This is a genomic window from Streptomyces sp. NPDC059255 (assembly GCF_042752355.1).
In the GTDB taxonomy this organism is placed as follows: Bacteria; Actinomycetota; Actinomycetes; order Streptomycetales; family Streptomycetaceae; genus Streptomyces.
In genome coordinates, this window is the sequence record NZ_JBHYZP010000027.1 from 123,768 (window position 1) to 137,928 (window position 14,161).

Below are 14,161 nucleotides of genomic sequence, written 5' to 3' on the forward strand. Positions count from 1 at the left end.
CACCCTGTGCACACCATCCTCGCAGCGAGTACGCGTCTGAATCTCTCACTGACGCAGCAACTGTTCGTCATAGCGCTGTGCGCGCTGACCGCCTTCGTCTCACACCTGGCGCTGGCTGTCTTCAACGACGGCGTACGTCCCTTCATGCTCGACTTCATCCAGGGGCGCGCCAAGCGTTCCGCCACCACGGCGGTGTCCTTCGGGCTCTCCGCGGGCTTCATCTTCGGCCTCGGTGCGCCCATGGCCCTCGCCAGCGGTGTCCTCAATCCCTGGCTGCTCTTTCTTCCCACCGACATTCTGGGCATCCTCGCGCCCCGGAAGTGGGCAGCGCCGCTGCTGGGCGGCACCTGGGGTGCGGTGGTCGTCTTCGGTCTCGGCGGCGCCAACGACCTGGCGCACGATCTGCCCGTCGACTTCCTGACCGCGATGCAGCAGATGTCGACGCCGATCCTCTTCCTGTTCACGCTCTTTCCGGTGCTCGCCATCACCAAGCAGTTCGGACGGCTGCGCGGCGGCCTCGCCGCCGCGCTGGAACTGGCCCTGGTCCTCATGACGATGAAGCTCTGGCCGAAGATCTTCGCGGGTTCCCTCGCGATGGCGGCGGGGGTGCTGCTGCTCATCGCATTCGCCGTCAGGAAGGACCTGCTCCAGCGGAAGCAGGAGCAGCAACGGGCGCGGGAGCTGGGGCAAGCGCAGGATCCGGCCCAGGGGCAGCCGCGGGAAGACTCCGGGAGCGACCCGATGGCCTCACTCTTCAGCGGCAGCGCCCTGCGGCTGCGCCGCCATCTGCCGCTCTTCATGGTGCTGGGCGCCGGGGTCTGCGTCCTTGCGCAGATGCATATATTCGGCGGCGGGGAGGCCACCAGCTTCCTGATCGCCAAGGGCCAGTACAGCGAGGCCGCCCAGGTCGACTTCTACCGGATGTTCGGCTTCATCCCGCTGATCGCGACGACCGCGCTCGCCTCCGGCGCGTACGGCACAGCCGGATTCACGCTCGTGTATCCCCTCGGCTATGTGCTGCCGAATCCGTTCCTCGCTGCAGTTGCCGGCGCCGTGGTCTTCGCGCTCGAAGTGCTGGCGCTCTCCTCCATCGGAAGGGTCCTCGGCAAGCTTCCGAGCGTGCGCGACTCTTCCGAGCATCTGCGGGCCGCGATCACGGAGACGCTGGGGCTGGCCATCCTCTTCGGCTCCCTGCTCGCGGCGCATGTGATGGGCGGCGGACCGGCGATCCTCGTCGTCGGCGGGCTCTACCTCCTCAACGAGGCGATGGGCAGACCGGTAGTGCGGATGGCGGCAGCGCCCGCCGCGGTCGTCGTCGGCGGCGTCCTGCTCAACGTCCTCCACTGGCTCGACCTGTTCACGCCGCTGAAGAGCTGACCCCCGGCGTCCCGGCGCGGACGGCCCCGTCCGGAAGGCACCCGTACCCATGCACTCCCCGCTCCTCGATCCATCCTCCATCACCCCGTGTCTCACCACGGTCGCCGGGCCGCTGCCCGTCTCCGCCGTGCGCGGTCCGGCGCTCGCCCACGAGCATCTCGTGCTCGATCTCGACCGTGCGGGCGACGGCGGGGCCGTGCTCGACGCCTGGCGCCACCGGTCCGCGGTCGTCGCCGAACTGACCGCGTTGTCAGCCGAGTTCGGGCTCGCCCTCGTCATCGAGCTGACCTGCCGGGGCATGGGCCGCGATCCGCGCGCCCTGGTGCGTATCGCCGAGGAGTCCGGCGTCGCCGTGGTCGCCGCCACCGGCTGGTACTACGAGCCGTTCCACCCCCGGGAGACGGCGGAGGCGAGCGTCGCACAGCTCACGGAGATCCTGGTGCGGGAGATCGAGGAGGGCATCGGCGCAAGCGGTGTCCGACCCGGCGTGCTCGGGGAGATCGGCAGCCACGGCGACCGGCCGAGCGGGCGCGAGAGCCGGGCGCTGCTCGCCTCGGCCCATGCCGCGCGCGCCACCGGTCTGTCGCTCGCCACCCACGCCCAGTTCGGCCGGGGCGGGCTCGCCCAACTGGAGTTGCTCGCCGGTACGGGGCTTCCCCCGTACCGGATCTCGATCGGCCACCAGGACCTGCTGGACGATCCGGGAACCCACCGGGAGCTCGCCGCAAGCGGCGCGTACGTCGCGTTCGACACCGTCGGCAAGGAGCGCTACCAGAGCGACGACACCCGCCTACGGCTGCTGCTGGCCCTGCTGGAGGCGGGGCACGCCGACCGGGCCCTGCTGAGCTGCGACATCTCCCGCCACAGCTATCTGACGGCGGAGGGCGGCCAGGGGTACGGACATCTCTTCCACTCCTTTCTGCCGGCAGCGCGCGCGGCGGGGGTGGACGACGGCCTGATCGACCTGGTGACACGCCGCAACCCGCTGCGTTTCCTGACCGGCGCCGACACGGACGGGGAGGCGCGCGGGGGCACCTCGACCGACACCGACACCGCCCGCGCCACAGGCACCACAGGCACCGCGGGCACCGCCCGCGCCGCCGACGCCGATACCGACGCCGAGGAGATCTGAGATGCCTCCACTGCCTCCACCGCTTCCCCGGACCTTCCCGCTGCCCACGATCACGTTGGAGGACGCCGTCCGGCTCCAGTTCCGGCTGCTGGAGCACACCGCCGCCCACTTCGAGGGACCCCAGCTCTTCGAGGCGGACGCCGGTGTGGTGACCGGGCTCGGCCGGCCCCGTACGACGGCACGGGTCGAAGCCGTTCTCGCCGACTGGTTCGGCGCCGAGGAGGCCGCGCTGGTGCAGGGGGCCGGTACTGGCGCGATCCGGGCCGCGCTCCAGGCGGCCGTCTCCCCCGGCGATCCGCTGCTGATCCACCGGGCTCCGGTCTACCGGACGACGGCCGTCACCCTGCGCGGACTCGGCGTCCGTACCGCCGAAGCCGACTTCAACGACCGTACGGACCTCCGGCAGTCCCTGGCATCCACCGGCCTCACCTGGGCGTTCGTCCAGCACAGCCGGCAGCGGCTCGGGGACTCCTACGACCCGGGCGAGGTGCTGGCGGCCTGCCGCGCCGCAGGGGTGCGCACGGTCGTGGACGACAACTACGCGGTGCTGCGCGTGCCCGCCTGCGGTGTCCAGCTCGGCGCGGACGCGTCCTGCTTCTCCCTCTTCAAGCTGCACGGCCCGGAGGGCGTGGGCGCCGTCGTCGGCGCCCATGATCTCGTCGGCCGGATCCGCGCCGACAACTACTCGGGCGGCGGCCAGGTCCAGGGCTCCCAAGCGCTGGAGGCGCTGCGCGCCCTCACCCATGTGCCTGTCATGTGGGCACTCCAGTCCCTGGTGTCCGCCGAGGTCGCGGCACGTCTCGGCGCCGGCGAGGTGCCGGGCGTCGCGGAGGTACGGATCGCCAACGCGCAGGACCGCTGCCTGCTGGTACGGCTCGACCGCCCTGTGGCCCGTCAACTGCCCGCCGTCGCCGCGCGGTACGGAGCCGCGCCGTATCCCGTGGGTTCCGACTCCCGCTACGAGATCGCCCCGCTCGTCCACCGGATGTCCGCCTCGTCGCTCGACGACGCTCCCGAACTCGCCGACTGGACCGTACGGATCAACCCCATGCGGGCGGGCGCGGACCTGGTGATCGAGATCCTCCGCCGTTCGCTGCACGACCTGAAGGGCTGACCCGTGTTCCTGGACACCGTCCTCACCCGCAACCCCGCGCTCGTCGACGCGGCGACCGCGCTGCACGCCTCGGGCGCCGTCCCGCCCGACACCTACGTCATGGACGCCGACGCCGTGGCGGCCAACGCGGCGCTGCTGGCCGCCGAGGCGGAGCGGCTGGGGCTCTCGCTCTGGTTCGTGGCCAAGCAGTTCGGCCGCAACCCCGCGCTGGTCCGGGCGGTCGTCCGGCACATCCCCCGGTTCGCCGCGATCGACCCGGACGAGGCCAGGACGCTGCACGCGGCGGGGGCCGGGGCGGGCAACCTGGGCCATCTCGTGCAGATCCCGCGTCGCGCGCTGCCCGAGATGCTGGCCTGGCGGCCCGAGGCGGTCACGGTCTTCGACCTCGCCAACGCGCGGGCCGTCTCGGAGGCGGCGGGCCGGCTCGGCCTCGTCCAGGACGTGTTCGTACGGATCGAGGCGGCGGCCGGGTCCGGCCATCCGGGCCAGGAGGGCGGCGTACCGCCGGCCGCCCTGGACCGCTTCGCCGCCGCGGTCGAGCGGCTGCCGTCGGTCCGGATCGCCGGAGTGACGGCGTTCCCCTGCGTGGTGTGCGCCCCGGACACGGGACGGCCGGCGCCGACGGCCACCTTCGGGCGCGCCCTCGAAGCCCGTGAGGTGCTGACCGCACGTGGTCATCAGGGGCTGGGCCTCAGTGCCCCGGGCGCGACCTCCGTGGCGACGCTGCCCCTGCTGGCCCGGCTGGGCGCCACCCATGGAGAGCCGGGCCACGCCCTCACCGGCACCACGCCGCTGCACGCGGCGGATGCACACCCGCCGGAACGGCCCGCCTATGTGTACGTCACCGAGGTGGCCCACACGCTCGCGGACGGCCGGCCCGCGCTCTTCGGTGGCGGGTTCTACGCCAGGGGCGGTGTCCGCTCCGCCCTGCTGCCCCGCACGGGGCTGCGCCTCCGGGTGGGCGACGCCCCCGCGGAGTACATCGACTACTACCGGCTGCTGGACCCGCCCGCCCCGGGATCGGGCGGGGTCGGAGTCGGGGACACCGCCGTCCTGGCGTTCCGTACGCAGATTTTCGTCACGCGCTCGACCGTCGCGGTCGTCGCCGGTCTCAGCGACGGAAAGCCCCGGCTGACAGGGCTGTACGACGCACGGGGCCGGGCCCTCGGAGGAGCCGGCCTGTGAACAGGACCGTCCTGAGCAAGAGCGTCCCGGGCAGGACCGCCATGAACAGGAGCGTGCCAGGCAGGGCCGTCATGACCACGACCGTCACCGACAGCTCGGGCGGTGGTGCGCCGACCACCGCCGGAGCCCCACCGCCCTCCGTACACGGACGGCTAGCCCATGAACTTCTTGAACTCGTCAGGCAGTTCGAAGTTCTTGTCCTGGCCGCCTGCGGGCAGTCCGAACGCGCTGCCCGACTGCGCCGCTTCCTCGCGCCGCGCCAGCGCCGCCTGCTCCTCGGCCTTGCGCTTCATCGGGTTGCCGGAGCGCTGCTTGCCCTTGGCCTGCTTGGTCTTCTTCTTCGTACGGCCGGGGCCGCCGCCCATGCCCGGGACACCCGGCATGCCCGGCATGCCGCCGCCCTGCGCCATCTTCGACATCATCTTGCGCGCATCGAAGAACCGCTCCACGAGGTTCTTCACCGCGCTGACCTCGACACCGGAACCCCGGGCGATACGGGCCCGCCGCGAGCCGTTGATGATGACCGGGTCCTGGCGCTCGGCCGGGGTCATCGACTTGATGATCGCGGCCGTGCGGTCCACGTCCTTCTCGTCGATGTTGTTGATCTGGTCCTTGATCTGTCCCATCCCGGGCAGCATGCCGAGCAGCTTGGAGATGGAACCCATCTTCCTGACCTGCTCCATCTGCGCCAGGAAGTCGTCGAGCGTGAAGTCCTTCCCGCCCTTGCTGCTCGCCAGCTTGGAGGCCATCTTCTCGGCCTCGGCCTGGCTGAACGTCTTCTCCGCCTGCTCGATGAGGGTGAGCAGGTCACCCATGTCGAGGATGCGGGACGCCATCCGGTCGGGGTGGAACGCGTCGAACTCGTCGAGCTTCTCGCCGTTGGAGGCGAACATGATCTGCTTGCCGGTGACATGCGCGATGGAGAGGGCCGCACCGCCGCGGGCGTCGCCGTCGAGCTTGGAAAGCACCACACCGTCGAAGCCGACGCCGTCGCGGAACGCCTCCGCAGTGTTGACGGCGTCCTGGCCGATCATCGCGTCCACGACGAAGAGGACCTCGTCGGGGCTGACGGCGTCGCGGATGTCCGCGGCCTGCTTCATCAGCTCCTCGTCGATACCGAGGCGCCCCGCGGTGTCGACGATGACCACGTCGTGCTGCTTGGTCCGCGCGTACTCGACCGAGTCCCTGGCGACCTTGACCGGGTCGCCGACGCCGTTGCCCGGCTCCGGCGCGTACACCGCGACGCCCGCGCGGTCGGCGACGACGGAGAGCTGGGTGACGGCGTTGGGGCGCTGGAGGTCACAGGCGACGAGCAGCGGGGTGTGGCCCTGGCCCTTGAGCCAGAGGCCGAGCTTTCCGGCCAGGGTGGTCTTACCGGCGCCCTGCAGACCCGCCAGCATGATCACGGTCGGCGGCTGCTTCGCGAAGCGCAGGACGCGGGTCTCACCGCCGAGGATGCCGACCAGTTCCTCGTTGACGATCTTGACGACCTGCTGTGCCGGGTTCAGCGCCTGGGAGACCTCGGCTCCGGCCGCGCGCTCCTTGACCTTGGCGATGAAGGCGCGGACGACGGGCAGCGCCACGTCGGCTTCGAGCAGGGCGATACGGATCTCGCGGGCCGTGGCGTCGATGTCCTCCGGGCTGAGGCGCCCTTTGCCCCGGAGGCTCTTGAACGTGGCTGCGAGGCGGTCGGAGAGAGTGTCGAACACGGCGGTCGCGGATCCTCAGGTCGGGAGCGGATGAGGGGGCTGTCCCGTGCGGTGAAGGACAGACCGTCCCCCAGGGTATCCGGCCTCGCGCGGTGGGGTCTGCCCCCTGGGTGGCCCGGCCGTACGGGAGGCGTACGCGCCCCGTACGGCCGGGTGCCACCCGGCGGCCGGAATCGTCACCGCCGGGGAGGCCCTGGTATCCCCGGCGGTGGGTGGCGTGCCTCAGCGCAGCGCGGTCTCCACCGCGCGTGCCAGCTCGGCCGCGGCCTCCGCCGTCAACGGGCGTCCACGGTCCGAGGTGACGTAGAAGGCGTCGACGGCGTTGGCGCCCAGTGTGGACACATGGGCGCTGCGCACCATCACCCGCGCGTCGTCCAGGGCGCGGCCGATGCGGTGGAGCAGCCCCGGGGCGTCCTGGGCCCGTACCTCGATGACGGTCGCGTGCCGGGAGGCGGTCGGTGCCACCGTCACCCGGGGCGGCGGGGCCTTGACGCCACGGCGGCGCGGGTAGGCGGCCTCCCGCTCGGCGAGCCTGGCCGGGATGTCCAGGGAGCCGTCCAGGGCCCGTACGAGGTCGGCGCGGAGCCGGGCGGCCTGCGGCAGCGAGCCGTACGCCGCGGCGACGCGCCAGCTCAGCAGCAGGACGCCGACGTTCCGCTCCGGCCCGGCCCCCGCGCCCGGCCCAACGCCCGACCCGGCGGCCGGCCCGGCGCCCGCTCCGTCCGCCGGTTCGCCGGGCGGGTCGCCCAGTCCGGCGGGCAGTTCGACGGCGCGCAGTTCGGCGGCGCGTACGGTGAGCCGGTGCAGCGCGAGCACACCGGCCGCCGCGGGCAGCACGCCGGGCCGGTCGGGCAGGGCGATGAGCAGTTCGACGCCGACCGGTTCCGGCGCGCCGCCCTCCGGCCCGTCCTCCCACCCGTCCCGCGCGGCCCCGCCCTCCGCGGACTCCGGCCGTGCGGACTCGGGGCGTGGGGCGTCGGGCCGCGCGCGCAGGGCCAGTACGGGACCGCCGGTGCGCAGTGCCTCCACGGCGAGGCGTTCCTGCTCCGCGCTGGGCGCGGCCGGCTCGGGCTCCGCCGGATCGTCGCCCGCGAGCACGGCCGCGACGCGTGCGACCAGGTCGGCGACGAGGGAGGAGCGCCACGACGACCAGGCGGCGGGGCCGGTGGCGAGCGCGTCGGCCTCGGTGAGCGCGTGCAGCAGCTCCAGCGTGGCGAGCGAGCCGACGCGGCCGGCGACGGAGCTGACGGTCGCCGGGTCGTCCAGGTCGCGCCGGGTCGCGGTGTCGATGAGCAGCAGGTGGTGGCGTACGACGGTGGCGATGACGGCGACGTCGTCGCGGTCGAAGCCGATCCGGGCCGCCACGTCGCGGGCGATGACCTCGCCGGCCACGGAGTGGTCGCCGGGCCAGCCCTTGCCGATGTCGTGCAGCAGGGCACAGACGAGCAGCAGGTCGGGGCGGCCGACGCGGCGGGTGAGCGAGGACGCCCGGACGGCGGCCTCGACCAGGTGGCGGTCGACGGTCCAGGTGTGGACGGGGTTGCGCTGGGGCCGGCACCGTACCCGCTCCCAGTCGGGCAGGAGCTGGGTGATGAGCCCTTCGGCTTCGAGCGCCTCCCAGACGGGGACGGTCGGTTCGCCGGCGCCGAGCAGGGTGACGAGCTCCTCGCGGGCCTCGGCCGGCCAGGGCACCGGCAGGGGTTTGCCGGTGCGGGCGAGGCGGCGTACGGCGTGCAGGGAGATCGGCAGGCCGGCCTGTGCGGCGGCGGCCGCGGCCCGCAGGGGCAGCACGGCGTCGCGTTCGGGCCGGGCGGTGCGGGCGAGGACGACCTCGCCGTCCTGCTCGACGACGCCCTCGGCGAGCGGGGTGCGGTCCGGGGCGGGCCTGCCGCCCAGCATGGCGCGCAGCTTGGGGCGCCCGGAGCGGGAGCGCAGCACGCGGTTGACCTCGCGCCAGGTGACGTCGGAGGCGTACGAGACGGTGCGCGCGGCCTCGTAGACCTGGCGCAGCAGGGCGTCGGCGTCGAGCAGCCCGAGTTCGGCGGCGACGGCGTCCTGTTCCTGGAGGGCGAGCCGGTCGGTGGCGCGTCCGGTGGTCAGGTGCAGGGCGTCGCGGGCGTCGAGCAGCGCCCGGCGGGCCTCGCCGAGTCCCTCGCGGGGCGCGTCGGCGAGCCAGGAGGCGGCGACGGCGCGCAGCGCGGTGGCGTCCCGCAGTCCGCCCCTGGCCTCCTTGAGGTCGGGTTCCAGGAGGAACTGGAGCTCGCCCTGGCGCTCGGCCCGTTCCCGGCACAGGTCGTCCAGTTGGGGCAGGCGCTTGGGCGCGGTGTTGCGCCAGTCGGCGAGGATCGCGGTGCGCACGCCGGTGACCAGGCCGAGGTCTCCGGCGACGTGCCGGGCGTCGAGCAGGCCGAGCTGCACCTTGAGGTCCTCGGCGGCGGTCCTGCGTGCCTCGGCGGGGGTGCGTACGGAGTGGTCGAGGGCGAGTCCGAGGTCCCAGACGGGGTACCAGACGCGGTCGGCGAGGGCGGCGACCGCCTGCGCGGAGGCCTTGCCGTCGTGCAGGAGCAGCAGGTCGAGATCGCTGCGCGGGGAGAGTTCGCCCCGTCCGTAGCCGCCGACGGCGACGAGCGCCGCGCCGCGCACCCCGGACTCCCGGGCGGCGGCGGTGAACAGCGCGTTGAGCCAGTCGTCGGTCAGGCGGGCGAGGGCGGTACGGCGCGGCGGCCCTGGCCGCGCCTTCTCCTGGAGGAGGCGCAGCCGGGCCGCCGCATAGCCGCTGGGTCCCGAGTCTGCCTTTTCGGTGGTCTCTTCGACGCTCGTCACCCAGTCGTTCCCGTCTCTAGAGGGCGTCCGGGCCGCGCTCGCCGGTCCGGACCCGGACCGCCGTGTCGACCGGAACGCTCCATACCTTCCCGTCACCGATCTTGCCGGTGCGGGCGGCCTTCACCACGACGTCGATGAGCTGTTCGGCGTCGTCGTCCTCGACCAGTACCTCGATACGGATCTTCGGTACGAGGTCGACGGTGTACTCCGCACCCCGGTAGACCTCGGTGTGGCCGCGCTGCCGGCCGTATCCGCTGGCCTCCGTGACCGTGAGGCCCTGGACGCCGAAGCCCTGGAGGGCCTCCTTGATCTCGTCCAGCCGGTGTGGCTTCACGACTGCGGTGATGAGCTTCATGCGTCCACCTTCTTGGTCTTCGCCGCGGCGGCGTGGGTCTCGTCGTGGTGCGGGGCGGCGGCGACGCTGCTGCGGCCGGACGGGGAGCCGCCGACCGCGCTGTAGTCGTACGCCGACTCCGCGTGGTACGCCATGTCGACACCGCTGGTCTCGTCGTCCTCGGAGGCACGGAAACCGATGGTGACATCGACGATCTTGGCGAGGATCCAGGAAACCACGAAGGAGTACGCCATCACGGAGAAGGCCCCGGTGGCCTGCTTGCCGAGCTGCGTGAGGCCGCCGACGCCGTCGACCGCGAGGAGGCCGACGAGCAGGGTGCCGATGACACCGCCGACCAGGTGGACGCCGACCACGTCGAGGGAGTCGTCGTAACCCAGCTTGAACTTGAGGCTGACGGCCCAGGAGCAGACCAGACCGGCGACGAGGCCGATGAGGATCGCGCCGAAGGGGCTGACGTTCGCGCCGGACGGGGTGATGGCGACGAGGCCCGCGACGGCGCCGGAGGCGGCGCCCAGCGTGGTGAACGCGCCGTGCCGGATCCGCTCGTAGATCAGCCAGCCGAGCATGGCTGCGCCGGTGGCGATCTGCGTGTTGAAGGCCATGATCGCGGAGGTGCCGTTGGCGGCGAGCGCCGAGCCGGCGTTGAAGCCGAACCAGCCGAACCACAGCAGGGCCATGCCGAGGACGACGAGCGGCAGGCTGTGCGGCCGCATCGGGTCCTTCTTGAAGCCGATGCGCTTGCCGACGACGAGGACCGCGGCGAGCGCGCCGACACCGGCGTTGATGTGGACCGCCGTACCGCCGGCGAAGTCGATCACACCCAGCTTGAAGAGCCAGCCGTCGGACTGCCAGACCCAGTGCGCGATCGGGAAGTACACCACGGTCACCCAGAGCGTGATGAAGAGCGCCCAGGCGCTGAACTTCACGCGGTCGGCGAGCGCGCCGCTCATCAGCGCGGGAGTGAGGACGGCGAACATCAGCTGGAAAAGGGCGAAGGCGAAGACGGGGATGCCTTCCTTGCCCCCGGTCAGGGTGTCGACCGAAATGCCCTGGAACCCGATGTGGTCGAAGTTGCCCAGGAGACCGCCGCCGATGTCGTCACCGAAAGTCAGTGAGTATCCGTAGAGGACCCACAGCACGCTGACGATCCCGAGCGAGATCAGGGACATCATGAGCATGTTGAGGGCGCTCTTCACCCGCACCATGCCGCCGTAGAAGAATGCCAGGCCGGGCGTCATCAGCATGACGAGCGCGGCACTGATCAGTACGAATGCGGTATCTGCGCCATTCAAGGCCAGCGTCTCCTCGTGGGTCGGATACGGCCCGTGCGGATGCTCAAGCGGGTATGGGGCCGACTGTGCTCAGGAGATTGACGCAGCGCGGTTTCAGCCAGTGCCGCTCGATGTTTCGCGGTGGTGACGAAGGCGTCCCGCGTGTTACGCCCCGATGAACCGGCGCCTCTCGTCAGGTGGCCGCGGATACCCTCCGCGGACATCCCGTGGGCGCGTCACGGGCCGCTCGGGACTTCTCGCGGACCGCGGGACGGCGAGGACCGGCCGCGGCATCCACCCTGCTGTCCTGGCGGCGGGGGAGCCGTGTCGGGCTGTACGGGGTGGTTGCCGCGGCCGGAGCTGGGGCGGGCCGGGTACGGCGGGATCGGGCCGGGTTCGGCGTCGGGCCGGGTACGGCACGGTCGGGCTGTGTACGGCGTCGGGGTGTGTACGGCGGGGCGGCTGTGTACGACCGGGATGGGACGCCCACGACCGGGTAGGCCCGCGGTTCAGACGGCCTCCGCGGACTCGGGCAGCTTCTTGGCGAGCACTTCGGTGAGGTCGACGACCTCGGCGACGTCACCGAAGTCCCGGGCTGCGGTGTCGAGCGTCTTGCGCAGCCGGGTGTTGACGCGCTCCGAGCGCACGCTGCGGGCGACGTCGAGGGCCTTCTCCGCCAGGGCCGTGGCCTGTTCGGGCTCGCGGTTGAGGAGGTGGACGGTGGCCATGCCGATCAGGTTCAGCGCGTACGACCGCTGGTGGTCGTCGTCCTTGGCGAAGAGTTCGACGGCGCGCCGCATGACGGGCTCGGCAAGGGAGGCGTAGGTGGGGCTGCGGCCGGCGACATAGGCCAGATCGCGGTACGAGTGGGCGTTCTCCCCGTTGAGCTCGGCCTCGGAGAAGAAGCGGATCCAGTCGGGCTCCGGTCCGCCGTCGAGCCCGGCGTCGGAGAAGGTGTCCTCGGCCATTCTCACGGCGCGCTTGGTCTTGCTCGGCTGCCCCATGTTGGCGTACGCCCTGGCCTCCATCGCATACAGCATCGCCTGGGTCCTGGGGGTGGCGCTGTCCCTGCTGCCGTACTGCGCGAGATGGATGAGTTCGAGCGCGTCGTCGGGCCGGCCCAGGTGGATCATCTGGCGGCTCATGGAGGAGAGGATGTACGAGCCGAGCGGCTTGTCCCCGGCCTCCTTGGCGGCGTGCAGGGCCAGCACGAAGTACTTCTGGGCGTTGGGGTGGAGACCCATGTCGTAGCTCATCCAGCCGGCCAGCTCCGCCAGCTCGGCCGCGCACCGGAAGAGCCGCCGGGAGGTCGCCCGGGGCTGCGGCTCCTGGAGGAGTTCGGTGACCTCGTGGAGCTGGCCGACGACCGCCTTGCGGCGCAGGCCGCCGCCGCACTGGGCGTCCCACAGCCGGAAACAGGCCGTGGTCGACTCCAGCAGATCCAGCTCGGGGTCGGAGAGGCGGGTGGCACGGGAGGGGGCGACGGGATCGGGGGCCGGCTCACCCGGGTCGGCGGCGGGGGTGGGCACCAGCCAACGCTGCATCGGCTCGACGAGGGCGGGCCCGGCGGCCAGCCCCAGGGACGTACCGAGGAAGCCGCGGCGCGCCAGCATCAGGTCGCTGCGGGAGAACTCGCTGATGAGCGCGACGGTCTGGGGGCCGGCCCAGGGCAGGTCGACCCCGGAGACCGAGGGCGAGCGGTGGGCGGAGCGCAGCCCCAGCTCCTCGACGGCCACCGCGGCGCCGAAGCGCTCGGAGAACAGCTCGGAGAGGATGCGTGGGATCGGCTCGCGCGGCTGCTCGCCGTCGAGCCAGCGGCGTACGCGCGAGGTGTCCGTGCTGATGTGATGCGCGCCCATCTGGCGCGCGCGGCGGTTGACCTGGCGCGCCAACTCCCCCTTCGACCAGCCGCTGCGCAGGAACCACGAGTTGAGTTGCCCATTCGGACGCTTGCCGGTATCCGTACCGCCTGCGCCGCTGCCGCCCACTGGAAAGCCCCCATCCGACGAATGCCGTTGTCTCGCGAACCGCTATCAGAATGCCGTGGGTGACCGCTCCGTGTCCGGCAGTTGCACCCCTTCGAACAGGAAACCGAGTTGCCCTTGGCATACCCGCGAGACTGTCTTACCCGAGGTTCGTGCACCGAAAGTAATCCTACGATCACCCGTCCGGCGAGGGTGATTCCACAAACGCCACCATTCGCCACCCCTTCGAATGAACTCGCCCCGCACGGAGCGCGATTGACTTGACGTACGACGTTCAGGGGGTGGCGTAAGGATGCACACGGGGGCGCGCGAATCGGATCGCACTACCCCCAATGCCTCTTCGCGCCACTCGAATGGCTTAAGTGACAACGGAGCGTCACGGGCAGACTGCGACTCGTAACCACCGGCGAGTTCGACCCGTTGGAGGGGGCATGGGCTTCACGATCGGCGGCATCCGGGAGATGCGGTCCGGCTCGCGGCGCCGCGTTCGCACCACAGAGTGCACCGCGGTGGCGGAGTACACCGGACTCTGGGGCTGGGACGTCGCGCCCGGCGCGCGGGCCTCGGGCGGACAGTGCTCCTGTGGTGCCCCACGGTGCCCGGCGCCCGGCGCGCACCCGCTCGACTTCTGCCCCGAGGTCCCGGCGGGCGCCACGGTGGACGACGCCACCAAGGCATGGGCGGAGGTCCCCGGCGCGGCGGTGCTGCTCCCGGTGGGCCGGGGCTTCGACATCATCGACGTCGCGGAGCCGGCCGGCAGCCGCGCGCTGGTGCGGCTCGAACGCATGGGGCTCCCGCTGGGCCCGGTGCTGGCCACACCGACGGGCCGCGCCCACTTCTTCGTGGCGCCGGGCGCGGCGGCGGAGCTGCCCGAGCTGCTCTACCGGATGGGCTGGGACGACGCGGACCTGGATCTGCACGGCCTGGGCCCCGGCGCGCACGTCACGGCGCCGCCGTCGGACCTGGCGGGTCTCGGCCCGGTCCGCTGGCTGCGGGCACCGTCCCTGGACACGGCGGCACCGCCCCCACAGGCCCGGCTGCTGCTCGGCACCCTGGCGTACATCTGCCACCGCTCGATGCCGCCGCCGTAGCGGCGGGCGGGCCGTACGGGGGCGTCGCCCGCCCCACGGGGCAGGTGGCGCGGGTACGGGGGGCGCCCCCCGCCCCGCGCGGAACGCCGTTGCGGGGCGCCGCCGCGGCCGTACGGCGC

Annotated in this window: 10 protein-coding genes; 5 read left to right on the forward strand and 5 right to left on the reverse strand. The window is 72.4% G+C overall.

Features of this window, described 5'->3' with window-relative positions; all coding sequences use genetic code 11:
• The first annotated feature begins 6 nt into the window (after window positions 1-6).
• Genes ACFXKG_RS27665 through ACFXKG_RS27680 form a run of 4 tightly spaced genes read left to right on the forward strand, consistent with a single transcriptional unit; the run spans window position 7 to window position 4,808 of the window.
• A complete protein-coding gene (locus ACFXKG_RS27665; protein WP_384844561.1) occupies window positions 7-1,377 on the forward strand; it encodes a YhfT family protein in 1,371 nt (456 codons plus the stop codon).
• 49 nt (window positions 1,378-1,426) lie between these two features.
• Complete coding sequence (locus ACFXKG_RS27670) at window positions 1,427-2,509, forward strand: phosphotriesterase (RefSeq protein ID WP_384844565.1); 1,083 nt, start codon at window positions 1,427-1,429, stop codon at window positions 2,507-2,509.
• A 1-nt stretch (window position 2,510) separates the two neighbouring features.
• A complete protein-coding gene (locus ACFXKG_RS27675; protein WP_384844568.1) occupies window positions 2,511-3,623 on the forward strand; it encodes an aminotransferase class V-fold PLP-dependent enzyme in 1,113 nt (370 codons plus the stop codon).
• Between the two features lie 3 nt (window positions 3,624-3,626).
• On the forward strand, window positions 3,627-4,808 hold the full coding sequence (locus ACFXKG_RS27680) for an alanine racemase (protein ID WP_384844571.1): 1,182 nt from the start codon (window positions 3,627-3,629) through the stop codon (window positions 4,806-4,808).
• A 152-nt stretch (window positions 4,809-4,960) separates the two neighbouring features.
• Here the strand turns inward: ACFXKG_RS27680 and ffh are convergent, their stop codons facing one another.
• The 5 genes from ffh to ACFXKG_RS27705 form a co-directional block, all read right to left on the reverse strand.
• On the reverse strand, window positions 4,961-6,517 hold the full coding sequence (gene ffh / locus ACFXKG_RS27685) for a signal recognition particle protein (RefSeq protein ID WP_384844574.1): 1,557 nt from the start codon (window positions 6,515-6,517) through the stop codon (window positions 4,961-4,963).
• Window positions 6,518-6,739: 222 nt separating this feature from the next.
• On the reverse strand, window positions 6,740-9,340 hold the full coding sequence (locus tag ACFXKG_RS27690) for a [protein-PII] uridylyltransferase (RefSeq protein WP_384844577.1): 2,601 nt from the start codon (window positions 9,338-9,340) through the stop codon (window positions 6,740-6,742).
• A gap of 16 nt (window positions 9,341-9,356) precedes the next feature.
• Window positions 9,357-9,695 carry a P-II family nitrogen regulator gene (locus ACFXKG_RS27695; RefSeq protein ID WP_365814097.1) on the reverse strand — a complete coding sequence of 113 codons (339 nt, stop codon included), beginning with the start codon at window positions 9,693-9,695 and terminating at the stop codon, window positions 9,357-9,359.
• Window positions 9,692-10,987 (reverse strand): ammonium transporter, encoded by a 1,296-nt coding sequence (locus ACFXKG_RS27700; protein ID WP_384844580.1) that lies wholly within the window; start codon window positions 10,985-10,987, stop codon window positions 9,692-9,694. Before ACFXKG_RS27700 ends, ACFXKG_RS27695 begins: the two co-directional genes overlap by 4 nt.
• Window positions 10,988-11,475: 488 nt before the next feature.
• A complete protein-coding gene (locus ACFXKG_RS27705) occupies window positions 11,476-12,954 on the reverse strand; it encodes a hypothetical protein (RefSeq protein ID WP_384844583.1) in 1,479 nt (492 codons plus the stop codon).
• A gap of 428 nt (window positions 12,955-13,382) precedes the next feature.
• Between ACFXKG_RS27705 and ACFXKG_RS27710 the strand changes: the two genes are divergently transcribed.
• Window positions 13,383-14,042, forward strand: coding sequence for a bifunctional DNA primase/polymerase (locus ACFXKG_RS27710; RefSeq protein WP_384844586.1), 660 nt, complete (start codon window positions 13,383-13,385; stop codon window positions 14,040-14,042).
• Window positions 14,043-14,161 lie beyond the last annotated feature (119 nt).

Bases quoted from the DNA above. Each gene is read 5' to 3' on its own strand.
- ACFXKG_RS27695 (WP_365814097.1), bottom strand. From the start codon at position 9,695: ATGAAGCTCATCACCGCAGTCGTGAAGCCACACCGGCTGGACGAGATC.
- ACFXKG_RS27670 (WP_384844565.1), top strand. From the start codon at position 1,427: ATGCACTCCCCGCTCCTCGATCCATCCTCCATCACCCCGTGTCTCACC.
- ACFXKG_RS27675 (WP_384844568.1), top strand. From the start codon at position 2,511: ATGCCTCCACTGCCTCCACCGCTTCCCCGGACCTTCCCGCTGCCCACG.
- ACFXKG_RS27710 (WP_384844586.1), top strand. From the start codon at position 13,383: ATGGGCTTCACGATCGGCGGCATCCGGGAGATGCGGTCCGGCTCGCGG.